This window comes from Photobacterium sp. AWH4_225, assembly GCF_056158405.1.
In genome coordinates this window covers 3,258,583-3,284,245 of the sequence record NZ_JBSWTF010000001.1, presented here as the reverse complement: position 1 = coordinate 3,284,245, position 25,663 = coordinate 3,258,583, and the positions used below count along the sequence as shown (strand labels likewise).

General features: G+C 48.2%; 26 protein-coding genes. 12 read left to right on the top strand and 14 right to left on the bottom strand.

Annotated features, from left to right (window positions below; translation table 11 throughout):
* Positions 1 to 55: 55 nt before the first annotated feature.
* The 10 genes from ACXAD4_RS15295 to ACXAD4_RS15250 form a co-directional block, all read right to left on the bottom strand.
* Positions 56 to 616 (bottom strand): outer membrane beta-barrel protein, encoded by a 561-nt coding sequence (locus ACXAD4_RS15295; protein ID WP_475242506.1) that lies wholly within the window; start codon positions 614 to 616, stop codon positions 56 to 58.
* A gap of 90 nt (positions 617 to 706) precedes the next feature.
* Positions 707 to 1,246 (bottom strand): outer membrane protein, encoded by a 540-nt coding sequence (locus tag ACXAD4_RS15290; protein ID WP_475242505.1) that lies wholly within the window; start codon positions 1,244 to 1,246, stop codon positions 707 to 709.
* Positions 1,247 to 1,421: 175 nt separating this feature from the next.
* The gene (locus tag ACXAD4_RS15285; protein ID WP_475242504.1) at positions 1,422 to 1,982 is read right to left on the bottom strand and encodes an outer membrane protein; all 561 of its coding nucleotides are present in this window, start codon (positions 1,980 to 1,982) and stop codon (positions 1,422 to 1,424) included.
* Between the two features lie 141 nt (positions 1,983 to 2,123).
* On the bottom strand, positions 2,124 to 3,047 hold the full coding sequence (locus tag ACXAD4_RS15280; protein WP_475242503.1) for a LysR family transcriptional regulator: 924 nt from the start codon (positions 3,045 to 3,047) through the stop codon (positions 2,124 to 2,126).
* Between the two features lie 150 nt (positions 3,048 to 3,197).
* The gene (locus tag ACXAD4_RS15275) at positions 3,198 to 3,869 is read right to left on the bottom strand and encodes a hypothetical protein (RefSeq protein WP_475242502.1); all 672 of its coding nucleotides are present in this window, start codon (positions 3,867 to 3,869) and stop codon (positions 3,198 to 3,200) included.
* Positions 3,870 to 3,933: 64 nt separating this feature from the next.
* Positions 3,934 to 4,770 carry a hypothetical protein gene (locus ACXAD4_RS15270; protein ID WP_475242501.1) on the bottom strand — a complete coding sequence of 279 codons (837 nt, stop codon included), beginning with the start codon at positions 4,768 to 4,770 and terminating at the stop codon, positions 3,934 to 3,936.
* Positions 4,771 to 5,089: 319 nt separating this feature from the next.
* Entirely contained in the window at positions 5,090 to 6,019 is a 930-nt protein-coding gene (locus ACXAD4_RS15265; RefSeq protein WP_475242500.1) for a LysR family transcriptional regulator, read from the bottom strand.
* A 52-nt stretch (positions 6,020 to 6,071) separates the two neighbouring features.
* Entirely contained in the window at positions 6,072 to 6,875 is an 804-nt protein-coding gene (gene ppk2 / locus ACXAD4_RS15260; RefSeq protein WP_475242498.1) for a polyphosphate kinase 2, read from the bottom strand.
* A 131-nt stretch (positions 6,876 to 7,006) separates the two neighbouring features.
* Positions 7,007 to 7,753 carry a copper homeostasis protein CutC gene (locus tag ACXAD4_RS15255; RefSeq protein WP_475242496.1) on the bottom strand — a complete coding sequence of 249 codons (747 nt, stop codon included), beginning with the start codon at positions 7,751 to 7,753 and terminating at the stop codon, positions 7,007 to 7,009.
* Positions 7,754 to 7,978: 225 nt separating this feature from the next.
* Entirely contained in the window at positions 7,979 to 8,587 is a 609-nt protein-coding gene (locus ACXAD4_RS15250) for a peroxiredoxin C (RefSeq protein ID WP_036817749.1), read from the bottom strand.
* 131 nt (positions 8,588 to 8,718) lie between these two features.
* Here ACXAD4_RS15250 and ACXAD4_RS15245 point away from each other — a divergent pair, with 131 nt between their 5' ends.
* The 3 genes from ACXAD4_RS15245 to aceA all read left to right on the top strand — a co-directional run bounded on the left by ACXAD4_RS15245 (position 8,719) and on the right by aceA (position 13,359).
* Positions 8,719 to 9,615: a hydrogen peroxide-inducible genes activator gene (locus tag ACXAD4_RS15245; protein WP_475242495.1), complete on the top strand. Its 897-nt coding sequence runs from the start codon at positions 8,719 to 8,721 to the stop codon at positions 9,613 to 9,615.
* 679 nt (positions 9,616 to 10,294) lie between these two features.
* Positions 10,295 to 11,893, top strand: coding sequence for a malate synthase A (gene aceB, locus ACXAD4_RS15240; RefSeq protein WP_475242494.1), 1,599 nt, complete (start codon positions 10,295 to 10,297; stop codon positions 11,891 to 11,893).
* A 158-nt stretch (positions 11,894 to 12,051) separates the two neighbouring features.
* Positions 12,052 to 13,359 (top strand): isocitrate lyase, encoded by a 1,308-nt coding sequence (gene aceA / locus ACXAD4_RS15235; protein WP_475242493.1) that lies wholly within the window; start codon positions 12,052 to 12,054, stop codon positions 13,357 to 13,359.
* Between the two features lie 56 nt (positions 13,360 to 13,415).
* On the opposite strand, the gene ACXAD4_RS15230 is transcribed toward aceA, so the two are convergent.
* The gene (locus tag ACXAD4_RS15230) at positions 13,416 to 14,012 is read right to left on the bottom strand and encodes an acyl carrier protein phosphodiesterase (RefSeq protein WP_475242492.1); all 597 of its coding nucleotides are present in this window, start codon (positions 14,010 to 14,012) and stop codon (positions 13,416 to 13,418) included.
* 48 nt (positions 14,013 to 14,060) lie between these two features.
* Positions 14,061 to 14,519, bottom strand: coding sequence for a CBS domain-containing protein (locus ACXAD4_RS15225; RefSeq protein ID WP_475242490.1), 459 nt, complete (start codon positions 14,517 to 14,519; stop codon positions 14,061 to 14,063).
* A gap of 229 nt (positions 14,520 to 14,748) precedes the next feature.
* On the opposite strand from ACXAD4_RS15225, the gene ACXAD4_RS15220 reads away from it, so the two are divergent.
* The 6 genes from ACXAD4_RS15220 to secF all read left to right on the top strand — a co-directional run bounded on the left by ACXAD4_RS15220 (position 14,749) and on the right by secF (position 21,540).
* On the top strand, positions 14,749 to 15,837 hold the full coding sequence (locus ACXAD4_RS15220; RefSeq protein ID WP_475242489.1) for a S1 family peptidase: 1,089 nt from the start codon (positions 14,749 to 14,751) through the stop codon (positions 15,835 to 15,837).
* 72 nt (positions 15,838 to 15,909) lie between these two features.
* On the top strand, positions 15,910 to 16,962 hold the full coding sequence (gene queA / locus ACXAD4_RS15215) for a tRNA preQ1(34) S-adenosylmethionine ribosyltransferase-isomerase QueA (protein WP_317524263.1): 1,053 nt from the start codon (positions 15,910 to 15,912) through the stop codon (positions 16,960 to 16,962).
* Positions 16,963 to 17,229: 267 nt separating this feature from the next.
* Positions 17,230 to 18,360: a tRNA guanosine(34) transglycosylase Tgt gene (tgt, locus tag ACXAD4_RS15210; RefSeq protein ID WP_039469158.1), complete on the top strand. Its 1,131-nt coding sequence runs from the start codon at positions 17,230 to 17,232 to the stop codon at positions 18,358 to 18,360.
* A 16-nt stretch (positions 18,361 to 18,376) separates the two neighbouring features.
* A complete protein-coding gene (gene yajC / locus ACXAD4_RS15205) occupies positions 18,377 to 18,709 on the top strand; it encodes a preprotein translocase subunit YajC (RefSeq protein WP_039469161.1) in 333 nt (110 codons plus the stop codon).
* A 23-nt stretch (positions 18,710 to 18,732) separates the two neighbouring features.
* The gene (gene secD / locus ACXAD4_RS15200) at positions 18,733 to 20,580 is read left to right on the top strand and encodes a protein translocase subunit SecD (protein WP_475242488.1); all 1,848 of its coding nucleotides are present in this window, start codon (positions 18,733 to 18,735) and stop codon (positions 20,578 to 20,580) included.
* 12 nt (positions 20,581 to 20,592) lie between these two features.
* Positions 20,593 to 21,540, top strand: a complete 948-nt coding sequence (gene secF / locus ACXAD4_RS15195; RefSeq protein WP_317524223.1) for a protein translocase subunit SecF — start codon at positions 20,593 to 20,595, stop codon at positions 21,538 to 21,540.
* Between the two features lie 73 nt (positions 21,541 to 21,613).
* On the opposite strand, the gene ACXAD4_RS15190 is transcribed toward secF, so the two are convergent.
* On the bottom strand, positions 21,614 to 21,898 hold the full coding sequence (locus tag ACXAD4_RS15190; RefSeq protein WP_475242487.1) for a hypothetical protein: 285 nt from the start codon (positions 21,896 to 21,898) through the stop codon (positions 21,614 to 21,616).
* Between the two features lie 117 nt (positions 21,899 to 22,015).
* Complete coding sequence (suhB, locus tag ACXAD4_RS15185; RefSeq protein ID WP_475242486.1) at positions 22,016 to 22,816, bottom strand: inositol-1-monophosphatase; 801 nt, start codon at positions 22,814 to 22,816, stop codon at positions 22,016 to 22,018.
* Between the two features lie 241 nt (positions 22,817 to 23,057).
* Between suhB and trmJ the strand changes: the two genes are divergently transcribed.
* The 3 genes from trmJ (at position 23,058) to ACXAD4_RS15170 (ending at position 25,654) form a co-directional block, all read left to right on the top strand.
* Positions 23,058 to 23,789: a tRNA (cytosine(32)/uridine(32)-2'-O)-methyltransferase TrmJ gene (gene trmJ / locus ACXAD4_RS15180; RefSeq protein ID WP_475242485.1), complete on the top strand. Its 732-nt coding sequence runs from the start codon at positions 23,058 to 23,060 to the stop codon at positions 23,787 to 23,789.
* 112 nt (positions 23,790 to 23,901) lie between these two features.
* Complete coding sequence (iscR, locus tag ACXAD4_RS15175; protein ID WP_281025556.1) at positions 23,902 to 24,408, top strand: Fe-S cluster assembly transcriptional regulator IscR; 507 nt, start codon at positions 23,902 to 23,904, stop codon at positions 24,406 to 24,408.
* Between the two features lie 31 nt (positions 24,409 to 24,439).
* The gene (locus ACXAD4_RS15170) at positions 24,440 to 25,654 is read left to right on the top strand and encodes an IscS subfamily cysteine desulfurase (protein ID WP_475242484.1); all 1,215 of its coding nucleotides are present in this window, start codon (positions 24,440 to 24,442) and stop codon (positions 25,652 to 25,654) included.
* Positions 25,655 to 25,663 lie beyond the last annotated feature (9 nt).

Here is a 25,663-nt window from a genome sequence, read left to right as displayed (position 1 = left end):
TCAAGATTGAGTAACGAATGTTCGTCCTGATCATGTCGGGGCGTTTTTTTGCGACTTAGAACTGGTAATTAACGCCTACCCCATAACTGACATAGTAGTTACTTTCGCCAAACATATTGGCTTTTTGGAAATGGTAGTAACCGACAATATCGAGATCCAGTGTAATTTCTCGACCGACCTCAAATCCATAGATCCCCGTTATGTCGTGGTCTCGCTCTTTTTGATATTCACCTCCCCCAACATAAGACCTTCGGCTTTCTTCAATCCGGCTGACCCCGAGTACGGCAGACACATAGGCGGGTTGATAATCTAGCGCCAGAAAATGGTACTTGGGTTTGAGTACGGCACTATAGCTGTGGGTTTTATAGTTGGTACTTTTGAAGCCTTTGAAGAAAATACTATCGCCCAATTCAGTTGCACTGAGTTCCGCACTCAATGAAACCCTTGGGGTGATGGCAGATGTATAGCCCACAGCCAATCCATATTGACCCGCCAGAGTTGCCTTTCTGTAGTCGGTAAAGCCAAGTTTTAGCCCAACATATGGGCCTTCTACTGAGCTAGCTATAGCACTCGTTGAGAGGAGTGTCGCTAGGAGCAATCCTATAGATGGTTTCATTGTGTGGGAATTCTGTTTTGAAAAGTAGCAAATGAAACCTGACGGCGGTAATGCCGTCAGGTATTTTTCGTCTTTTGAATAAAGGCGAGATTAGAAGTTGTAGTTAGCACCGATGTAGAAGGTGTCTAAATCGAGGTCAACCCCTACCACTTCTCCGGCATAAGCTTTGTAGCCACCTTTGATGGTCACATTGTTGGTTACTTCATAGCCGGCTTCCAACCCATATGACAGGCTGGTGTTGCTTTCTTTAAGTCGAACATCAAAGAAATCATCACTAAGATCAACAGTGACATTATGAAGACCTAGTTCAACACCGGCGTAAAATTTATCGTTGAAAAAATATTTTGGTTTAACATTCACACCAAAGCTGTGTGCCTTGTCTTTGTAATCAAATCCGAAGTAATCACCACTATCTTCGCCAAAATTGCGGTATTCACCTTCGACACCGATGACGACACTTGGCGCAACTTGGAAGTTATAACCAGCAGTCAGACCGATACCTGCACCTAATGATTCACCTTCAAGTTTGTTGGTGCTCAGATCAGCACCTACATAGAAACCTTCTTTTGAAGCCAAAGCTGGAGCTGAAAGTAGTGAAGCAATAGTTAGAGCAAAAATGGTCTTTTTCATAATAGTGATCTCTAAATTCTCTAATAAATGTTGGTTCGCACAGGTTGAACGTTATCTCTTCCGATGCGAGAAATATTAAATTGAACACCGTACACAATCTAATTAGTTCGATTGATATGAGTGATAAGCAAAGCTTATTGCACGGTGTTTTTATTGGGTTGTGAGTGTATTAGGCTCAGTTGAACTTGTAGTTCACCCCGGCGTAGATGGTGCCAAACTCGGTATCGTAGCCAAGAAGGTCTGCTGTCGCTGCCTTGATACCACCACGAAAGCTGACATTGCGGTTTAGCTCATAGCCACCTTCGATGCCAAAAGCAAAGCCATTGGCAGTGTCTTTGCCACCCAGTGTGTCGTTGCCGATAGTGAGCTTCTCTTCGTAAGTGATACGCTGCATGCCTACCATGACTGCACCGTAAAAACTGTCGGTGAAGTAATACTTCGGTTTGATATTGATACCATAGGAAGAGGCGCTGACATCGGCACCTACGTTGATACCGGATGTGCCATCAAAGGCACTGTCGCTGCCCATATTGCGGTATTCGCCCTCGACGCCAACGACTATCTTAGGGGACAGTTGGAAGTCATAGCCTGCGACCAACCCAATGTTGCTGTCTAGGTAATAGGAGCCGACATAGTTGGCACCAATGTCTGCACCGATGTAAGCGCCTTGCTTGCTAGCAAATGCTGACGATGAAAATAGGGCAACGATCGATAGAGTGAGTAGTGTTTTTTTCATTATTTACCTGCTGCAAAGAATCTGACTTTGTGATGCCGGGCTTTCCCTGCCAGCGAGGTAAATACTAAATTTTGCTTTGTTATTTATCTAATTACTAAATCTGAACAGTGTTATTCATGCTGTTTATTGCTATGGTTTTGGCTATTGAAGCTCAAGGTGTAATTGCTTAATAAGCCCAAACAGCCACTGGGTCAGCGGGTCTTTATGTTTTGATTGGTGATAGAAGCATACTGAAGAAAACCCCACTATTGGCCCATTGACGATGGCTTCGATTTTTCGAAAATCCGGGTCATCATCGGGCACCATGATATCAATCGTCGGAAACAGGTGATCGCTCTGTTTGACTACCTGAAGGACTGCTTCTGGGGACGTTGAACGAAAGCAGATATTTGGGATTAAGTCGTAGTGGGCAAAGTACTGCTCTATATCAGCCACTTGCTCATTGCGCTCCGGTACGATTAAGCAGGCAAATTTTGCCTCTTTGGCTTCGGGAATAGTTATTGAAGAGTTAGTAAAGGGGTGATCCCTGCGAACTATCACTACTCCCTTATCACCTGGAATAGTCTGGCGATACAGCTCCTTGCTAGTGTTGGCAATATCATAGTTCAGGGCAATTTGGGTACTGCCATTAAGCAATTCTGGAAAGGTTGTTGCACTCCAGTTAATCACTTCTACCTGACAGTTCGGTGCTTGCTCCTGAATCGATAAATATAATTTGCTGCCAAAGGCATAGATATATTGCGGTGCCAAGGCAATTCGCAATTTGCCCGTTATCTCTGCAGGGTTGAATTCCTGGTTAGTATTGACCGCAGTGAACAGGTTATCGAGAGCAGGAGCCAACTTTAGGCACAGTTGATCGGCATAGGGCGTCGGGGTTAAACCGGTACGGGTTTTGGTGAATAAGTCATCACCGAAATGAAGGCGGAGCTTTTGCAGCGCATGGCTGACCGCCGGTTGGGTGACGAACAAACGCTCCGAGGCCTTACGCAAGTTCTGCTCCTGATAAATCACCAGCAGGGTTTTGAGCAGGTTTAGGTCGAGATTTGCCGATAAATCTTTGGCCATTACAGCATTCCTTACTTGTTCACTCAAGTATCAAGATACCACAGCTTTTGGGCTGTAAGTATTGGCTTTGAAGTAAGTAGCGCAAAAAGACCCCTGAAAAATCAATTATCAGGGGCGCGAGTACCAAATGGACAAGGTGCTTTATAGGCGTTATTTGAATTGAAAATTGAAGCCGGCTTCTATTGTGCTGTCTGATGTCACGGGTTCTCCAGGGCGGGCACGGTGCTCCCCGTAGATATATTTGATATAGGGCTCAATCCATTTGGGTTTGAAGCTGAGGGTAATATCGTGGCTGTTTATATTGTCATTAATAACATCTTGCGAGAAACGATCACCTGAGAGTAGCCTGTCATGGTTAAAGCTATAGCTTGCGCTTAACCACGGCTTAGGGCTATAGCTGACGCCTAGCGTACTTTTCCACTCACGTTGATCAAACCAGTCGACATCAAGCAAAGTTTTGGTTTTTCTCCACTCATGTGACGTACTGGCATAGATCATTACTGCTTCCGTTAGGGCTGTACCGGAAAATATGCCAACATCATAAATATCGATACTGTCAGCACGTCCATAGCTAGCGTAAGCCTCGGTATAAAACTGTCCCAGCATGACTCCATAACCCGTACCTATCTCGAGATAACCGGTTGAATCGAGTTCAGCATTGATATTGACCTCTTCAGTCGCTTGCAAGCTGCCTGTTATTGTTCCTATCCAGTCATCCCCGGTTTTTGAAACCTGGAAGCCAAGCAGCGGTTCACTCGCTTTTGTCATATAGCTGACTGAAATTGATAGCAAAATGCACAAGGTATAAGTTAAGCGTGTCATAGGCGCATACCATAAGAAAAGAAAGCCGCCATAAAGGGGCGGCTTAAGTCCAGTGAAAGCGAATTTATGAGCGCTCTACCTTGGCTTTGATCGCTTCACGCAGCTCTCGTGACTTAGCGCGTAGCTGAGATTTTTGATCAGCAGATAATTTTTGGTGTTGGAAGAGTTGAGGTGCAGGGCCATTTCTGTCTCGGTCAACGGCAACAATTCCATCTTTGTTAACGGTGAAATTAAATGTATGACCTGTGCTATGATGGGTATACGCAAATGACCCATCGGTATTTTTATCGACGGAACCTGCTAACTCACCATCATTGTTCCAAACCATACCATTAGAGAAATCAACGGTACCGGCTTCTTCGCCATTCAGATTGATAGTTCCATCATCGCTAAGGCTTATATGGTTTATGCCCATTTCAGGAGCATCATCAGTTGGTGGTAATTCAGGTGCTGGCTTTTGAACGTCCCAGCCATTGTCGATAGTGGAGTTCTCCCAATCGATAGTCACTACGCCATTTTTATTAATTGTGAAAGTATATTGATTTTGGCTTTGGTATTCTTTGAAAGTAAAAGATCCTGTGTCTTTATCAAAAGTAACATTTCCCACCAGGACACCATCCTTCCAGACTAAACCATTTGTTGGATCTACCTTTCCAACCTTCTCCCCATTAAGAAGAACATCACCATCATTCGATATAGCAATATGATTTTTTCCCATCTCAGGAGCATCATCGGTGGGTAATCCCCATTCTGGTGAGTCATCTTTCTCTATCGGGTTTTCAATCCCTGCACGAGGATCATCAAACTCAGGATCAACCGTATCGTTTTTTGAACCAGAAGATGATGAACAGCCAGTTAAAATGGTTGCAGCCACTAATGAAGCAAGTGATTGAATTTTCATTGGATACTCTTAATTATAAATGTGTTTATCATCGCCCATTAGCCAAAAATACAACTATTAGCGACTGGAACGATATTTTTAATAAGTAGATATGTCTGGGAAGCTTGGTAAATCATGCCGCCGTGTTGACGGAGTGAATATTAAACAATTAACTTAGCTTGCTCTAATTAGTGGTTATGATTTAGTCATTAAGTGAAGGTTATTAATTACGGCAATTTAACGAGGTGATAAGCATAGCTTATGAGGGGGGGGGGCTGAAAAGTGTGAGTGGTTAATATGTTAGTTGTGTTGAACATTGTACTCTATTTATTGGTGGTTTTCAGTTTTCTCCGTGCTCTTTTAATAGTTCTTCAATCAAGCTTAATAGCCACAATGTTAAAGGGTTACGGCGATCTCTTTGGTGCATAAATGCCATGAGAGGGACTTTAAAGTCTTGATCATTGACTTTGAGTTTTAATCCTCGAAGTTGTTTTCTTTCTTCTCTGGGAAGAAATGATGATGACGGATAGATCATATCTGTATGTTTGATAATATCTAATACCGCCATCGGTAGTTCTGAGCGAAAGGCTGTTCTTACATAGAAGCCATGTGATTTCATAATTTTCTCTACGATAGGTATATTGGAATTCCAGTCGGAAATAATAATACTGGCTACTTCCAATCCGTCGAGATCTTTGGGAGTTAGTGTTTTTTTACTGATCGGATGGTCTTTGCGAACATACAGTGTGAATTTATCGTCACAAATTTTCTTCTGAATAAGCTCTTTTGTTGCATGGTGGATTTCAAAGTTGACCCCAAGGGTGACTTCACCTTTATTGATCTTTTCCAGTGATGTAGGGGACCAGTTATGGAGGTGGAGATTTACGTTTGGCGCGACTTGGCGAATTTTCAAATAAAGCGGGGTTGATAGGTAAGTTAAGATAGTGGGAGTTAAGGCAAGCTTGATGGTGCCTTCGAGCTTTGATGGTGTAAATGCATTGCCTGCATTTAGGGTGTGCGATAACTCATCGAGTAAAGGGCTGATATTTTCGGCCAGCTCAACACCGAAAGCTGTGGGTTTTAGGCCATGGCGGGTTTTGACAAACAGATCATCGTTGAAATGGTTACGCAATTTCTGCAGTGCTTGGCTGACTGCGGGTTGGCTGACAAACAGCCGCTCTGAAGCTTTCCTCATATTGAGCTCTTGCGAGAGGATCACAAAAGTGCGGAGTAGATTAAGGTCGAGACTCGCATAGAGATCTTTAGCCATGTATAGCCCTTTGTAGAGTGGTTAAATAAAACGTCATTTTATTTAACCAAGCTTAATCGCCGCCAAACAAGTCTGGTACAAAGGTCTGGTTTTCTTCTGGTGCGCGGATGTACCCCTCTTTGTTGACGTCCGGGAGTTTGATTTCGGGGTAAGCAATATCTTGATAAGGGATTTGGCTGAGCAGGTGGGAGATACAGTTAATCCGTGCTTTTTTCTTGGTGTCTGCATCAACCACCCACCATGGGCATTGTTTGGTATCGGTGTAGGCAAACATTCGGTCTTTTGCAGCGGAATAGGCAGCCCAGCGGCTACGGGACTCCAGATCCATCGGGCTGAATTTCCAGCGCTTTATTGGCGTGTTGATCCGTTCCATAAAGCGTTTTTCCTGCTCTTCGTCAGACACCGAAAACCAATACTTGAGCAAGATGATACCGGAACGCTTGAGCATCCGCTCGAATTCGGGACAGGAACGAAGGAACTCCTCATATTCATCATCATTGCAGAAACCCATCACATGCTCGACCCCGGCCCGGTTGTACCAGCTGCGATCGAATAGCACCATTTCACCGGCTGCTGGCAGGTGGGAGACATAGCGCTGGAAGTACCATTGTGACCGTTCACGATCTGTAGGAGTCGCCAGGGCGACGATGCGGCAAACACGTGGATTGAGCTTTTCGGTGATGCGTTTAATGACGCCGCCTTTACCGGCAGCATCGCGGCCTTCGAACACCACCACGACCTTTAGTCCCTCTTGCTTTATCCACTCCTGCAGCTTCACCAGCTCTATTTGCAGGCGTTCCAGCTCGGTTTCGTAATCGCTTTTTTTGAGTTTCTTCTTTGGGGGAACAAAAGGCATAAAGCGTCTCTATTTCGTTTCAGGGTGATAACAAAATAGTAACTCGGAATAGGGGCTTTGACGAATAGGAGTGCTAATTGCTTGAGATAGTTAGCAGTTTTAGGGGCAACAGCCCCTAAAGATCGAAAGGGCTAAAGCGTTTTCAAGGCGCTGAGCACGGCAGCAATTTTCTCGGGTGCCGTGACTGGAATCGCGAAGTCATCGACTTCAGCATTACCCATGTGGGCCGAACTGGCATAGCTTTGCATTAGCGAAGGGCGTGTCGATTTGCCTGACAAGTGCACTTCCCTGACGCCGGTTTGCTTAACAATTTGTGCTACGTTGCCAGCGTTAACGCCGGCTCCGGCCATGATGGCGAGGTGCTCGCCGCAGAGCTTCACCATCTGTTTCAGCATAGGAATGCCGTCAAGGGCATTGGCCTCAAGCCCAGAGGTGAGCACACGCTCACAGCCGTGCTGCATGATGAGATCCAATGCGGCCATCGGCTCTAGGCACTGGTCGATAGCCCGGTGGAAAGTCAGGCCCATACCATTGGCAGCTTGGCTGATCTCGGCCATAAAGTCGCTGTCGATGGTGCTATCGTCGTTAAGGGCACCGATCACCAATCCATCCAATCCGGCCTGCTTTGCTGCATAAGCATCTGCCAGCATGATTTCTTTATCTTGGCTCGAGAACAGGAAATCACCCTGACGAGGGCGGATCATGGCATATACCGGTACTGTGGCATGTTTGGCTGCCAACTGCATTAAGCCGGCATTGGGCGTTAGGCCACCAAGTGCAAGGGATGAACAAAGCTCGATCCGTGTTGCGCCGCCTTGTTGGGCAAGGTGCAGCGATTCGATGTTGTCGATACAAACTTCAATATGATCAATGGTCATAGCAACAGCTAGGGATAGGGTTGAGGTGGTAAGCAGTGTAGACGATATCGCGCAGGGAGACGATTGGTTGGATCAAAGTTCTAGCGGGAGATAGCGATGGGAATAAAGCCCAGATACAAAAAGGGCCCGGTGTGTCCGGGCCTCATTATTTTGTCGTTGGCTGACAATTGGCTTTACGCTTTTGCGTTTTTACCTTCACACCGTGAGCATGGTGTGATTGCTAAATTACTTAGCTAGGTCTGCAGTGTGCTCAGATAGGTAGTCAGCAACACCTTTTGGAGATGCGTCCATACCTGCTTTACCTTCTTCCCACTGTGCTGGGCAAACTTCACCATTCTTCTGGTGGAAGTTTAGAGCGTCAACCATGCGTAGCATTTCGTCGATGTTACGGCCTAGTGGTAGGTCGTTAACTACTTGGTGACGTACAAGACCGTCTTCGTCGATTAGGAAAGAACCACGGAAAGCAACGCCTGCTTCTGGGTGCTCAACGTCGTAAGCTTTACAGATTTCGTGCTTAACGTCAGCAATTAGAGGGTACTTAACCTGACCGATACCGCCGTTCTCAACAGCAGTGTTACGCCATGCGTTGTGAGAGAACTGAGAGTCGATAGAAACACCGATTACTTCTACGCCTTTCGCTTGGAAGTCTTCAAAACGCTTGTCGAAAGCGATTAGCTCTGAAGGACATACGAAAGTGAAGTCAAGTGGGTAGAAGAATACTACTGCTTTCTTACCTTTAGTGAATTCTGCAAAGTTGAAGTTATCAACGATTTCGCCGTTACCTAGAACAGCTGCAGCAGTAAAATCTGGTGCTTGACGACCTACTAGTACCATGTTGGTGCTCCTAAATATTGTGTTTGTCGCCTACCTTTCCGGTCGGCTCTCTGTTTGGACGAGACAAACTATAGCGAAACTGGTAAATTCAAAAAAGCGGAATAAATAGATTGATGTAATCGAAATTTACGATGAACAAGTTTCCTTCTCTTAAACAGCTTCATTACCTAGTGACTTTGTTTGAAACCCGCCATTTTGGCGAGGCGGCAAAAAAGTGTTTTGTCAGCCAGTCTACCTTGAGCTCCGGCGTACAGAATCTTGAAGAACTCATTGGCTGTCAGCTTATTGAGCGTGACAACAAGTCTTTGGTCTTTACCTCGACGGGTGAAGATGTGGTTGCACGTAGCCGGGAGTTACTGGCGAGAAGCCAAGACCTGATGGAGTTGTCTAATTGTACCGGGGATGGCATGGAAGGTCAGTTACGGGTCGGGTGCATCCCAACCATAGCCCCTTTCCTACTGTGTGACTTGGTGCAGGAAGTAAACCGTCTGCATCCTAATCTCAACTTGCTGTTGCGTGAAGACACGACCACCAACCTGCTGGCCGCATTACGCAATGGCGAGATGGATGTCCTGATCTTGGCACTGCCGGTAGAGATTAATGGTATGCATAGCCAGGTAGTGGGCCGTGACGAATTCAAGATGGTGATCAGCCGTAATCAGGCTGAGCAGGTGACGACACCATTGCGCTACGCCGATCTGCCGGATGAGTCGGTGTTCTTATTGGAAAAAGAGCACTGCCTTACCGATCATGCGGTTTCTGCGTGTAAACTGACGACCAAAGAGAAGATTAACCCATTCACAGCCACCAGTCTTCACACCCTTGTACAGATGGTAGCTAATGGCCTAGGTACGACCTTTATTCCGCAAATGGCGATTGATCATGGCCTGCTGCACAACCAGAATCTGGTGGTGGTTGATCCCCCTGGCCAGGAGGCATACCGTGAAATTGGCTTGGTCTGGCGTCCGACATCGAGCCGTACCCGTACTTTCCACCGTCTTGCCGATATTGTCGAAGAGTTACTGTAAGCACTTCATTCTCGCAATTTTTCTTTTGTAGCCGCTCATTTAGCGGCTACTTTGCTTTATTTCCTTTCCGTAAATTAAGTGCTGAGCAAAAACCGCTTATCTCAGCATAAAATTCTGAATGCTCACACCTTTCTGGTATATCGCATTTACCCTGTTTGAAGAAACTGGCTGCTATTTGTAGGTTTATTATGTTTCGCATTAAAAATAAATGAAACCGGTTGATTAAGGGTCTATGCTTTCTGTGTATAAAAAATGACCGTTTCAGCTTTTTTAATGGTTGTTTTTTAAGCGTATTAATGCTTCTACAAAATACTCCTCCTGTTTGAAACGCAGATCAGGACAACCGTTTGAATTTGAATTTTCTGTAATTTAATTACGTAAGTGGTTACGAAATGGCGGGAAAAAAGTTATTGGCAATAAAACCGAGTTTTTACCTGAATTTTGTTTCAATTTAGTGTTTTGAGTTATTGCTCTACTTTTCATAAGTTGTTGTTTTTTATTGATTTGGTTGTGCTGTTGCCTTCTGGGTTAAATTGGCAGTCCTTGCAATTGGGCGTATGTTGCGGCAACGTAAATAGGGCGTTAAGGTCAAGTTTGTTTTGCGTGAAGACGAAAACGTACTTGGTTGGGGTGGTGATTAAGTTACATTCGTAAGGGAGCGTTAAAAATGGAAAACGGCATGTCTACTAACCATGAAGTGAAGCTTTCACTACAAACGCCGCTGACGGCAGAACAAGCAGATATCCTCAATGATGAGGCTCTGGCTTTCTTAGAGCGCTTGGTACAACGTTTTGCCGGACGAGTCCCCGAACTTCTTGCCACTCGGGAACATCGTCAACTTGCTATTGATGCCGGCAGCCTACCTGACTTTTTACCTGAAACTGCCGAAATCCGAAACAGCGAGTGGAAGGTTCAGAACATTCCGCAAGACTTGCAAGATCGCCGGGTGGAAATCACCGGTCCGGTAGAGCGTAAGATGGTGATCAATGCGCTTAATGCCGATGTAAAAGTCTTTATGGCAGATTTTGAAGACTCCTTTGCCCCTGCGTGGAGTGAAGTATTGGCTGGCCAGCAAAACCTGAAAGATGCTGTTAACGGCACGATTTCCTATACCAATCCTGAATCAGGCAAGCACTACCAGCTCAATGAGGATCCCGCGGTCTTGATTTGTCGGGTGCGTGGTCTGCACTTACCGGAAAAGCATCTGCTTTGGCAGGGTGAGCCTATCCCTGGCTGCCTGCTCGACTTTGCTCTCTACTTCTATCACAACTACAAGGCATTGCTGGAAAAAGGCAGTGGCCCTTATTTCTACATTCCCAAGCTGCAGGCTTATCAGGAAGCGGCATGGTGGAGTGAGGTCTTTAGTTTTACCGAAGATACGTTTGAGCTGCCGAGAGGCACCATCAAGGCTACGGTGCTGATTGAAACCTTGCCAGCAGTATTTGAGATGGAAGAGATCCTCTATAGCCTCAAAGAGCATATCGTTGGCCTTAACTGTGGCCGATGGGATTACATCTTCAGCTATATCAAGACATTGCGAAACCACCCCGATCGCATCCTGCCGGATCGCCAAGTGGTGACGATGGAGAAGCCTTTCCTCAATGCCTACTCGCGCTTGCTGGTGAAAACTTGTCACCGCCGTGGTGCCTTTGCGATGGGCGGGATGGCAGCGTTTATTCCGTCGAAAGATCCTGAGCGTAACGAATGGGTGCTCAACAAAATTCAAACCGATAAGTCATTGGAAGCCAACAACGGTCATGACGGCACATGGGTGGCCCACCCAGGCCTTGCCAGTACGGCCAAGGCGGTATTTAACGAAGCGCTTGGTGAGAGAAATAACCAGCTGGATATTTCGCGTAGCGACGATGCGCCAATTACTGCAGACATGCTGCTTGAGCCTTGTGAAGGTGAACGAACCGAAGAGGGTATGCGACATAACATTCGCGTTGCGGTGCAATATATCGAAGCATGGATCTCCGGCAATGGCTGTGTGCCTATCTACGGCTTGATGGAAGATGCGGCCACGGCAGAGATTTCCCGTGCATCTATCTGGCAGTGGATCAAACACGGAAAGACGCTGAGTAATGGCAGTGTGGTAACCAAAGCCTTGTTCGAGCAGATGCTCAAAGAGGAAATGGAGGTGCTAGAGCAAGAGCTTGGCAGTGATCATTTCCAGCAGGGTAGATATAACGAGGCTGCAGTACTGATGTCACAGCTGACCACTAGCGATGAGTTGGTCAACTTCCTGACATTGCCGGGCTACGAGTATCTGCCTTAAGCACTCAGTCGGGATATCAATAGAATTAGCAACACCAACAAAGCCAATAACGAGAAAGGGCTCGAATGCTTGAAGCTTATCGGGCCGATATAAAAAGTCAGTTTACCAATAACAATATGTGATGCGGATTATCGCCAAATGAAACGAGGGACATCATTATGACATTGACTCGCCAGCAACAAATCGAAGCATTGGAAAAGGACTGGGCGGAAAACCCACGTTGGAAGCATGTAAAGCGTACCTATACCGCAGAAGAGGTTATTAACCTACGCGGCTCGTTTGCCCCTGCAAATACTATCGCCCAGCGTGGCGCGGATAAGCTGTGGGATTTGGTCAACGGCAGTTCCAAGAAAGGCTACGTCAACTGTTTGGGCGCCCTAACTGGTGGCCAAGCGGTACAGCAGGCCAAGGCGGGCATTGAAGCCATTTATCTATCAGGTTGGCAGGTTGCTGCCGATAACAATACAGCATCGAGCATGTATCCGGATCAGTCACTTTACCCGGTAGACTCGGTACCCGCTGTGGTCAAGCGTATCAACAACTCGTTCCGCCGTGCAGACCAAATCCAGTGGTCGAATGGCAGTTCTCCTGAAGAAGGTATCGACTACTTCCTGCCAATCGTTGCCGATGCGGAAGCAGGCTTCGGCGGGGTGCTCAATGCTTACGAGCTAATGCGCAATATGATTGATGCCGGTGCGGCAGGTGTGCACTTTGAAGATCAGCTGGCGTCGGTCAAGAAGTGTGGCCACATGGGCGGTAAGGTGCTGGTGCCTACCCAAGAAGCAGTGCAGAAGCTGGTAGCGGCGCGTTTGGCTGCAGATGTGGCGGGCACGACGACCTTGGTTATTGCCCGTACCGATGCCAATGCGGCAGATCTGCTGACTTCTGACTGCGACCCATATGATAAAGACTTTATTGTTGGTGAGCGTTCTCAAGAAGGGTTCTACCGCGTACGTGCCGGTATCGATCAGGCGATTGCCCGTGGCCTTGCTTATGCACCTTATGCTGATTTGATTTGGTGTGAAACGGCGACACCGTGCCTGGAAGAGGCACGTAAGTTCGCAGAAGCTATCCATGCCCAGTACCCTGATCAGCTGTTGGCCTATAACTGCTCGCCGTCTTTCAACTGGGAGAAGAACCTGGATGCCGAAACCATTGCCAAGTTCCAGCAAGAACTATCGGACATGGGCTACAAGTACCAGTTCATTACCCTAGCAGGTATCCATAACATGTGGTTCAACATGTTCGAGCTAGCCCACTCTTATGCCCAGGGTGAAGGTATGCGTCATTATGTCGAGAAAGTTCAGCGCCCAGAGTTCGAAGCTGCCGAGAAGGGTTATACCTTCGTGGCTCACCAGCAGGAAGTGGGTACTGGTTACTTCGATAAGATGACCAACACTATCCAAGGTGGTAATTCGTCGGTCACCGCACTGACAGGTTCGACCGAGGAAGAGCAGTTCAAATAACCCATAAACCAAAGCCTCCTAGTAATTGTTACAACCTATTTTGTTGTAGAGCGCCTTTATGGCGCTCTTTTTTTGCTAGGTTGATAACACTTAGCAGCCTGCTCGACCTGCGGGTAGATCAAAAAGAATTGTTGTTCTAGTTGGTTGTAGTTAGCCATCAATACGGCTGGTGTAAGGGCTAGCTGGTGGAGCCTAGGGCGACGGCTGGCCATCCGAACCAGCGCGGTTTCTAATGTTTCGGGGTACTGGTATTGTAACAGCCAGTTTTGCTGCCACATCCGGTCCATCATCAGCAAGTAGGCTTCTGGCATATTGTGTTGGTATGGCTCAACCTCGTTACGGGCTGTGTTGACAAAGTCACTCAGTGGATGGGGATGAAACTGCTGCCAATGGCGGGCGAGGAAGTGATCCCAGACCATATCGAGGGCAATTCCGCTGACTCTGCGGGTATCTGGCCCAAACAATTGTCTGCACTGTTTAACCTCCGGCATGGCATCAATATAACTGTCGACAAACCGGTGAAGTTTGATCCCATCTGCGATGTCTTTGCTAAATTGTCGGTAGGGATCCCCCCTGACAAAATCGGCAACCAAGTTGCCTGCGAGATGACTGTTGCATTGCTGGGCGAGGTGGAGGTGGGCCAGAAAGTTCATACGTAAGGTAGCGTCGCCGGGCTTTCTGGCGCCATGTTTGGCTGAGGGTTAGTAGGTTGATGCGGAGTCGTTTTCAAGTGGTTCGACCTCTTCCTGCAGCTCCAGTAGGTTGATGGCGATAGAAACAAAATCGGTGTCAGTGATGATACCCACTAGTTTATTGTGGTCGACAATAGGCAAACAGCCAATTTGGTGTTTTTGCATATAGAGTGCCGCTTCTTTTAGCCCTGCAGTCGGGTCAACACTCATCAAGTTACGGTGCATGGTTTGCTCTAGAGGAATATCCAAGGCAGAGATGAAAGTGCTCTTGGAGATTTGTTCAAGGCTAGACTCTTGGGCGGAGAGGATATCCCGCTGGCTTACAAGGCCAACCAGATGGTTGTCTTTGTCGGTGATAGGTACATGGTGAATATGATGCTTGGCCATGAGTCGCTTGGCATCAGCCAAGGTATGCGATGCGGTCAAGGTATGGGGGTGGGGCGTCATCATATCGGCAACGGTAAACATAAAGCCTCCTCAATAACGGTGCGTTATTTGTTGTTATTGCCCACTATTGCGGGCTTCTCAGTATCCTTTTTCTGCTTCTTCTATGAATGTAGCCAATCTTACCGTCACGACCTATGACGCCAGTCAAAGAACTTGCAAGTTATTTAACTGTGTCTCAGATGTTTCTCATAAGTTAAATTTAAGAATGTGTCGTATACTCATTGAAATGATGCCGTAGAGGAATGAGTCAATGCGTAAGCTGCTGTTTATTTTGCTGTCTTGGGCGATGTGGTTACCATTCTATGCACACAGTGATGATCCTGTGCCCCAGGCCAAAATTATTGGTGGAATTGAATCTGGGACCAATGAAATACCTTGGCAGGCTTACCTGAATATGACCTTTGGTGAGGGCTCGCAGGAAAGGACTTTTATTTGTGGTGGTGTGGTGATCAGTGAAGATGTGGTTCTGACCGCAGCTCATTGCATGCGTAATGGCTCCGAAACCGCTAGGCCCGAAAATGTCAAAGTATGGGCTGGCATTACCAGTATCTTCAGTGCGGGGTCACTCAACTCGGTGGCAGTTAGTGAAATTATTCTCCATCCCAACTACAACTCATCACGTTTTGCCAATGACATTGCCATTCTCAAGTTATCCAGCACCCTGCCTGAAGATGCTCTGCCAATTCGTCTTGCCTCAGAGAGTGAGCAGCAACGAGCCGACCAAGCTTTCGCTAATGGCTGGGTAACTGACGGTGAGCGCCAGCCTAACTTGTTGGTATCCGGCTGGGGCAGTACCGATGCCAATGACTCAAGTTCAGGGGCGACACGGTTGCAGCAAACCTTGTTGTCGGGGGTGCCGGACAATATCTGTGATTCCATGTGGGGCAGTAATATCAATAGCAGCGAATACGGTATTTACTTGTGTGCCGGCTCGGTGTCGCCAACATTAGGACGAGACAGTTGCTTTGGCGATTCAGGTGGTCCGTTGGTATGGCAGGATCCTCTGCGGGCAGCTGACAGCGACTTTGGTTTACGTTTGGTTGGGTTGGTCAGTTTTGGTGAAGGTTGTGCGGGGCGCCTACCAGGTGTTTATTCGGAAGTTGCCAGCCAGACCGACTGGCTAGCAGGTGAAATCGGGTCGGCATTTTTGACGCAGGCGACATCGGAGTTTTCGGTTGATCCCTTCCTCGCCAATTATGATGGGGTTGGTGCTGACGTTGATAGTGGCCAGTCTGTTGCTGCGGGAGGCAACAGTGGCAGCAGTGGGGGTAGCATCGGAATGACGGGGGGACTTCTGCTGACCCTAGTGATGTGGCTTCGTCGCCGGGGCGTGGCCTAGCGGGTGATCTTTGCTTGATATTGCAGTGTGGCAGCCTATACTAGCTGCCTGCTGTAATTTAGGGCCCTAATGATGCAAGTTTCTGATTTTGACTTTGACCTACCTGATGAGCTGATCGCTCGATACCCGCAACCTCAGCGTACTGCTAGCCGCTTGCTGCAGCTGACCGGTAATACTGGTGAGCTAGCGCACAAGGGCTTCAAAGATGTATTGGATCTGGTAGAGCCGGGTGACTTGTTGGTATTCAACAATACCCGAGTGATCCCTGCGCGCCTGTTTGGACGCAAAGCGTCAGGCGGCAAGATGGAAGTGTTGGTTGAGCGTATGCTGGATGACAAGAGCATTCTTGCCCACGTGCGTGCGTCAAAATCACCGAAACCGGGCAATGAGCTGTTCCTTGGCGAAAACGACGAGTACCAGGCCGAAATGGTAGCCCGCCACGATGCATTGTTCGAAATCCGCTTTAACAGCGATAAAACGGTATTGGAGATCCTTGAAGAAGTGGGCCACATGCCGCTTCCGCCATATATCGACCGCCCAGATGAGGATTCCGATAAAGAGCGTTACCAAACGGTATATAACGCCAAGCCGGGTGCGGTGGCTGCGCCGACGGCGGGTTTGCACTTTGACGATGAGCTGATGGCTGACCTGAAAGCAAAAGGTGTCAATTTTGCTTTCGTTACCCTGCATGTTGGTGCTGGTACCTTCCAGCCGGTTCGTGTGGATAACATCAACGATCACCACATGCATGCCGAGTATGTCGAAGTACCAGAGGAAGTGGTTACAGCGATCAACGAAACCAAAGCCAACGGTAAGCGTGTGATTGCAGTGGGGACGACGTCAGTGCGTTCGCTGGAAAGTGCCGCTCAGGATGCCAAGCAGAAAGGTACCGAGCTGAAGCCATTTTTCGGTGATACCGAAATCTTTATCTACCCGGGTTATGAATACCAGTTGATTGACGTGTTGATCACCAATTTCCATTTGCCGGAATCAACCCTGATCATGCTGGTGAGTGCGTTTGCTGGTTACGAGCATACCATGAACGCATATAAGCAAGCCGTTGAAAATAAATACCGTTTCTTCAGTTACGGGGATTCGATGTTTATTACCCGTAAAACCGCGTAATCACACGTTTCATTGACGAAGTCAGTGTCACTTAAGGCTGCATTTGCTAAAATGCGGCCTTTCTGTTTTTCATCTCTGTCTAATTAAGATCAGACGATGACAAATTCTTCCACTAGGCTTTAGGGCGGAGTGGAAAGCCTGCTGACACGTTGGCAGGTGATATTGGGCATCACGGGCGTATTGTCTGTTGGTGCCATCGTTGTGCCCCTGACCTTAGCAGGATGGGGGTGTTGATGTCAGATTGTTTCTCTGGCTGTTGGAGGCTTTGTGAAATTTGAATTAGATAAAACCCAGGGACGTGCACGTCGTGGCCGTCTGCAGTTTGAGCGTGGCACGGTAGAAACCCCTGCCTTCATGCCAGTTGGTACTTACGGTACCGTTAAAGGCATGACTCCGGAAGAAGTGAAAGAAACCGGTGCGCAAATTCTGCTGGGTAATACCTTCCACCTGTGGCTTCGCCCTGGCCAAGAAGTAATGAAAATGCATGGTGATCTGCACGACTTCATGCAGTGGCAAGGCCCGATCCTGACTGATTCAGGCGGTTTCCAGGTATTCAGCTTGGGTGATATCCGTAAGATCACTGAAGAAGGTGTTCACTTCCGTAACCCTGTGAACGGTGACAAGATTTTCATGGACGCAGAGAAGTCGATGGAAATCCAGAAAGACCTGGGTTCAGATGTCGTGATGATCTTCGATGAGTGTACGCCATACCCAGCGACGCACGACGAAGCGAAGAAGTCGATGGAGATGTCACTGCGCTGGGCACAGCGTAGCCGTAATCACTTTGACAAACTTGGTAACAAAAATGCGCTGTTTGGTATCGTCCAAGGTAGTGTATATGAAGACTTGCGTGATGTTTCTGTTGAAGGCCTGACCAAAATCGGCTTTGACGGTTATGCGGTAGGTGGTCTGGCAGTCGGTGAACCGAAAGAAGATATGCACCGCGTACTTGAGCACACTTGTCCTCAGCTGCCTGAAGACAAGCCACGTTACCTGATGGGTGTGGGTAAACCAGAAGACCTGGTTGAAGGCGTACGTCGCGGTATCGACATGTTCGACTGCGTAATGCCGACTCGAAATGCCCGAAATGGCCACCTGTTTGTGACCGGAGGTGTGATCAAGATCCGTAATGCGAAACATAAAACGGATACAACCCCTCTCGATCCGCACTGTGACTGTTACACTTGTCGCAACTACTCGAAGGCGTATCTGTACCACCTGGATAAATGTAATGAAATCCTGGGTGCACGTCTTAACACAATCCACAACTTGCGTTACTACCAGCGTTTGATGGAAAGTATCCGCAAGGCGATTGAAGAAGATCGTTTCGATGTGTTCGTAGAGGAATTCTATGCACGTCGTAACCGTGAAGTTCCACCATTAAATGACAACAAATAATCGAGGACGTTAGTAAATGAGTCTGATTTCTCAAGCACACGCAGCAGCTGAAGGTGCACCACAGGGCGGCGGTATGCAGCTATTCATCATGCTTGGCCTTTTTGCCGTAATCTTCTACTTCATGATTTACCGCCCACAGGCAAAACGTGTGAAAGAGCACAAGAACCTTATGTCTTCGATGGGCAAAGGTGACGAAGTGCTTACCAACGGTGGCCTTGTAGGTAAAATCTCTAAGGTTTCTGAAGAAAACGACTACATTGTTATCGCGCTGAACGACACAACTGAAGTGACTATCAAGAAAGACTTCGTTACTGCCGTTCTGCCTAAAGGCACAATGAAGTCTCTATAAAATTTGCTTAAAGGATCGTAGCAGTGCTAAACCGTTATCCCTTGTGGAAGAACCTGATGGTAGTGTTCGCACTACTGATCGGTTTGCTTTATGCGCTTCCCAATGTTTACGGCGAAGATCCAGCAATTCAAATCTCCGGGGCGCGTGGCGCCTCGGCAGATATGTCCACGCTGGATGCCGTCACCGAAGATTTAGAACAAAATCAAATCTCATATAAATCAGTCGCTTTCGAAAACGGTACTGTCCTGGTCCGCTTTAACGACACTAATACTCAAATTAGTGCTCGCGATATTCTCAACGAACAGCTTGGCGACGATTTCATCGTAGCCCTTAACCTTGCTCCTTCTACTCCTGCCTGGCTTGAGTCCATCGGCGCGAACCCAATGAAACTGGGTCTTGACCTGCGCGGCGGTGTGCATTTCTTGATGGAAGTAGACATGGACGCAGCCATGGATAAATTGCTGGGTCAGCAGGAAGAAACGTTCCGTACTGAGTTGCGTGAAGCGAAGATTCGTTACCGCGCGATCAGCAAAACTGATGAAGCGGTTGAAGTTCGTCTGCGTAACGCAGAGCAGCTTGATGAAGCTAAGCGTGAACTGCAACGTCTTCACCCTGATATGCAGTTTATCGATACCACTAGCGGCTTCCTGCTAACAGCGACATTTACCGATGCCCGCCTTCAGGAAATCCGCAACTATGCGGTTGACCAAAACATCACTATCCTGCGTAACCGTGTTAACGAACTGGGTGTTGCCGAGCCATTGGTTCAGCGCCAGGGTGCTAACCGTATCGTTGTTCAGTTACCGGGTGTGCAAGATACAGCCCGTGCCAAGGAAATCCTGGGTGCAACAGCAACCCTTGAGTTCCGTGAAGTGGATAACTCGGCTGACCTAGCGGCAGCGGCATCTGGCCGTGTACCACCGGGCAGCGAAGTGAAATTCACCCGTGATAATCGTCCTGTCGTACTGAAGAAACGTGTGATCCTTTCTGGTTCTCATATTACTGATGCAAGTTCGAGTGCCGATGAATACGGTCGTCCTCAGGTCAACATCTCGCTCGACAGCGAAGGCGGCAGCAAGATGACAGCCTTCTCACGTAACAACGTGGGCAAGCTGATGGCAACCGTCTTTACCGAGTACAAAGATAGCGGTGATCGTGATGAGACCGGTAAGGTTATCCTGGAAAAACACGAAGAAGTGATTAACCAGGCGACTATCCAGACTGCTCTTGGCCGTAACTTCCGTATTACCGGTATTGACTCGCAGGCAGAAGCTCACAACCTAGCGCTACTATTGCGTGCCGGTGCTCTGATTGCACCTATCTCAATTGTGGAAGAGCGTACCATTGGTCCATCAATGGGTCAGCAGAACATCGACATGGGTATCCAAGCGATGATTTGGGGTATGGTTGCCGTAATGCTGTTTACGCTGGTTTACTACCGCCGTTTCGGTTTGTTTGCCAACATGGCATTGTTAATGAACCTAGTATTGATTATCGGTGTGATGTCGATGATCCCGGGTGCAACAATGACCTTGCCGGGTATCGCCGGTATCGTTCTGACGGTAGGTATGGCGGTTGATGCCAACGTGCTGATCTTCGAGCGTATCCGTGAAGAGCTTCGCGAAGGCCGGAGCCCGCAGCATGCGATTCAGCAGGGCTACGCCAATGCATTTAGCACCATTGCCGATGCCAACATCACGACCCTTATCACCGCAATCATCCTGTTTGCAGTGGGTACGGGCGCAATCAAAGGCTTCGCTGTTACGCTATCAATTGGTATTTTGACTTCCATGTTCACGGCTATCATCGGTACCCGTGCACTGGTTAACTTGGTTTACGGCGGTAAGCGCGTCGATAAACTGTCGATCTAAGGAGACGCTGACATGTTTCAGATAATGAAAGCGGATAAGGCGATCGACTTTATGCGCTGGTCGAAAGGCGCATTTGTCCTTTCGATTATTATGATTATCGCTGCAATCGGTACTGTGACCACCCAGAAACTGAACTGGGGCTTGGATTTCACCGGTGGTACCCTGATTGAGGTGGGCTTTGAACAGCCTGCTGATCTAGTGCTGATCCGTGAGTCGTTGGAAGGTGCGGGCTTTGGTGATGCTATCGTGCAGAACTTTGGTACGGCACGTGACGTAATGGTTCGCCTCCAGCCGCGCGAAGATGCACAGGGTGAGAAGCTGGGTAACCAGATCATCGATGCATTGCGAGCGGGTACTGGCCAGGATGTTGAAATGCGTCGTATCGAGTTCGTTGGCCCGAATGTGGGTGACGAACTGGCCGAAGCGGGTGGCTTGGCTATCTTGGTCTCGCTGATCTGTATCTTGCTGTACGTTTCAATGCGATTCGAATGGCGTTTGGCGGCAGGTGCGGTACTGGCACTAGCCCACGACGTTATCATCACTATCGGTATTTTCTCGTTTACTCAGATTGAGATTGACCTGACTATCGTGGCAGCCCTGCTGACCGTTGTCGGTTACTCGCTCAACGATACCATCGTGGTCTTCGACCGTATCCGTGAGAACTTCCGCAAGATGCGTAAGGGCGATGCAGTCGAGGTAATGAACAACTCTATTACCCAGACGCTAAGCCGTACCCTGATCACCTCGGCAACGACATTGTTCGTGGTTATTGCCCTGTTCTTGAAGGGCGGCAGTATGATCCACGGTTTTGCCGCAGCCTTGCTGATTGGTATCACTGTCGGTACGTACTCGTCTATCTACGTGGCTTCGGCGCTGGCGCTAAAACTGGGCATTGCCCGTGAGCACCTAATGCCGCCGCAAGTAGACAAAGAAGGTGAAGAGTTTGATGCCATGCCATAAGGCGGTGTTGACTCACTGAATGAAAAACGGAGCCGATTGGCTCCGTTTTTTTATGGATGAAACTGGCTATTGGCTATTGGCTATTGGAGTTGGGACCTTTCTTATCGGCTGAAGATCCTGGGATGGCTGCATCTACGGCTTTGCCAGCCACTCCCTCATCGGGGAGGGCATTGCTTACTGCGCCACTAGCAGTATCTTTGGCTGCTTCTTTAGGCGAGCAACGACCGCTGACTCCCACGGTCATTTTGGCGGCGGTACTTTTGGCGGCTTTCTCTGCGGTGCAGTCGGGATCCTTGATACTAGCCTGTAAGGGCAGAGCCAACGCAATACCTATCAAGAAGGGATAAACTACTTTCATGGTCTTTTCCTTTGGGGCACAGAAGAAGTGTAGTCGTTGGTCCATAATGCTAGCGCATAAAAAACGCCCCGGTGATTTTCATCACCGGGGCGTTTGATGTTTTTATTTTTGCGAAGATTATTTCGCTAGTGCTTCGCTACCGTGTTCACGGATTTTGCTTAGCAGTGGCTTAACTACGCGTGCGTTACCAGCAACGATGTTGCCAGTTACAAGGTGGTTAGTGTTGCCAGTGAAGTCAGCACAGATAGCACCTGCTTCGCGAGCGATTAGCTCACCAGCTGCAATTTCCCAAGGCTTCAGGCCTAGGCGGAAAACACCGTCAACACGGCCAGCCGCTAGGTAACATAGGTCTAGGGCTGCACAGCCAGACATACGCATATCATCACACTCTACAAATAGAGCGCTCTGGATTTTCATGAAGCTTTCAGAGTGCTGCTTGGCAGCAAACGGTAGGCCTGTAGCCAGAGTTGTGCCAGTTAGGTCACGAGGCTGAGATGAACGGATACGCTGGCTGTTTAGCTGCGCACCTGCGCCACGGGTAGCTGTGAATAGCTCGTTGCGTGCTGGGTCGTATACCGCTGCCACTTCAGTGCGGCCGCGCATACGTAGTGCAACAGAGATTGCGTAGTGAGGGTAACCACGAACGAAGTTCTTGGTGCCATCCACTGGGTCGATGATCCACTGGCATTCTTTGTCCTTGCCTTCAATCGTACCGCTCTCCGCTGCAATGATGCAGTGGTCAGGGTAAGATTTGCGGATAGTGTCGATAATGATAGCTTCAGCTTCGTTATCGATGTTAGTAACAACATCATTACCTTTGTTAGCTACTTCAATAGCTTGCGATTTTTCTAGAGATTTAATGACATGGTCACCAGCCTTTCGTGCAGCACGAATGGCAATATTCAGCATAGGATGCATAGGATCTTCCCAACGGATGTTAAAGAACTAAAAAGCGGCGGCGAGTATATCAGAGCTAGGACAAAAGGGAAGTGGTTATTTTTTATTCGTGCAGCTGTAGCACGTCGAGTTGGTGGGGATTTATCCACTTAGCCGTTGCAATGTGTGATTGGTATAAAGTTTTTACATGTTTTCACCATTTTTAAAATGCCTGTGTTAAAATCTTTCGGTTCGATTGATAGAGTTGAAAGTTGCACCTCCTATGTTAGATAAAGTCAGTGTCGTTCTCGTGGGTACCTCACATCCCGGCAATATTGGTTCTGCTGCCCGGGCGATGAAAGTAATGGGTTTGACCAACCTGGTCTTGGTAGACCCGGCCTGTGAGATTGATGAAACAACCCATGCGCTGGCGGCGGGTGCATCCGATATCGTTGAGCAAGCAAAAATTGTGTCTAGCCTTGATGAGGCTATTGCCGATTGTGGCTTGGTGGTTGGCTCAAGTGCCCGCTCTCGTACGCTGGAGTGGCCGCAGTTGGATCCCCGTGAGTGCGGGATCAAAACCATTGCCGAAGCACCTTCCCATAATGTCGCTATTCTGTTCGGCCGTGAACGCACCGGCCTGACCAATGAAGAATTACAGCGCTGTCATTGCCATGTCTATATTCCGGCTAACCCTGAATATAGCTCGCTGAATTTGGCGATGGCGGTACAGACGGTGAGCTATGAAATTCGCATGGCTTACTTGGAGTCTGAGAAATTCCAATCGCAACAGCCGGTTGAGGAATATCCGCGAATGAAGGAGCTGGAAATGTTCTACCAGCACCTTGAAAATGTGGCGACCAAGACCAACTTTATCAGTAAAGACAAGCCATCGATGGTAATGACCAAGATGCGCCGCCTGTTTTCCCGGGCAAGACCGGAGTCACAGGAGCTGAATATCTTGCGTGGTATCCTTTCTTCGATAGAAAAGTCACTCTCTCGCCCAGAGAAATAGACACAAACTCTGAATGGTTAAAAGCCTGACTAAATTAGTCAGGTAAATACTTGACCGTTTTAGTCAGGTATGCGACACTCCCCCCATAAACAAACGTGGGTAGCGGTGTGTTATGAGATTGACATCAAAAGGAAGATACGCAGTCACGGCCATGTTAGACGTGGCCTTGCACTCTCAGGATGGTCCGGTTCCTCTGGCTGATATTTCAGAGCGTCAGGGGATCTCATTATCCTATCTAGAACAGTTGTTCTCTCGCCTGCGCAAGGCTGGTTTGGTCGCCAGTGTTCGTGGACCGGGCGGGGGATATCGCCTCGGCGAAGATGCCAACCATATTGCTGTTGGCATGGTGATCGCAGCCGTCGATGAATCCGTAGATGCGACTAAGTGTCACGGAAAAGGGGATTGCCAAGGTGGCGTTCGTTGCCTGACACACACGCTCTGGCGTGACTTGAGCTCCCGTATCAGCGGCTTTTTGAACAACATCACTCTTGGTGAGTTGATGCAAGACAATGACGTACAAGAAATTTCTGATCGTCAGGATCAGATTCTAACCAAGTCGTCATTTGGACATAAAAATACACACGACAACACCTCAATCGGTGTAGATGTTCGCTCCTAGAGACCAGACGTCCGTGTTTTCGGAGATGAAGATGAAACTGCCAATATATTTTGATTATTCCGCCACTTGCCCTGTAGATCCTCGCGTTGCCGAAAAGATGGTGCAATGCATGACCATGGATGGAAACTTCGGTAACCCGGCTTCTCGTTCTCACCGCTTCGGTTGGCAGGCTGAAGAAGCGGTTGATACCGCTCGCGAGCAGATTGCTGAGCTGGTAAACGCAGACCCGCGTGAAATCGTATTTACCTCAGGTGCCACTGAGTCAGACAACCTGGCTATCAAAGGTGCGGCCCACTTCTACGGTAAGAAGGGCAAGCACGTGATCACCTGTAAAACAGAACACAAAGCTGTACTTGATCCATGCCGCCAACTAGAGCGTGAAGGCTACGAGGTGACTTATCTTGAGCCGGAAGCAAACGGCTTGATCGATATGGCTAAACTGCGTGACGCGATGCGTGAAGACACAGTACTGGTGTCAATCATGCACGTGAACAACGAAATCGGTGTAATCCAGGATATCACCGCGATTGGTGAGCTATGCCGTGAGAAGAAAGTGATCTTCCACGTCGATGCTGCACAGTCAGCAGGTAAATTACCTATCGATGTCCAGGAAATGAAAATCGACCTGATTTCTTTCTCTGCGCACAAAATTTACGGTCCTAAAGGTATCGGTGCTCTTTACGTTCGTCGTAAGCCGCGTATCCGCCTAGAAGCTCAGATGCACGGTGGTGGTCACGAGCGTGGTTTCCGCTCTGGTACCCTAGCAACACACCAGATTGTGGGTATGGGTGAAGCATTCCGTATCGCCAAAGAAGAGATGGACAAAGATTACCAGCACGCCCTTGCCCTGCGCGAGCGTATGCTGAAAGGCCTTGAAGGTATCGAGGCAATGACCATCAACGGTGATTTGGAGCAGCGCGTACCAAACAACCTGAACATCAGCTTTGCCTTCGTTGAAGGTGAATCGCTACTGATGGCTCTGAAAGATCTTGCAGTATCATCTGGTTCGGCATGTACTTCTGCCAGCCTGGAGCCATCTTACGTTCTTCGTGCCCTTGGTTTGGACGATGAACTGGCACACAGCTCAATTCGCTTCTCTTTCGGTCGCTTCACGACGGAAGAAGAAGTAGACTACGCAGTTTCACAGATCCGCGGTGCGGTAGAGAAACTACGTGACATGTCTCCGCTTTGGGATATGTATAAAGAAGGTATTGACCTGAACACGGTCGAGTGGGCACACCACTAATCTTGCGGT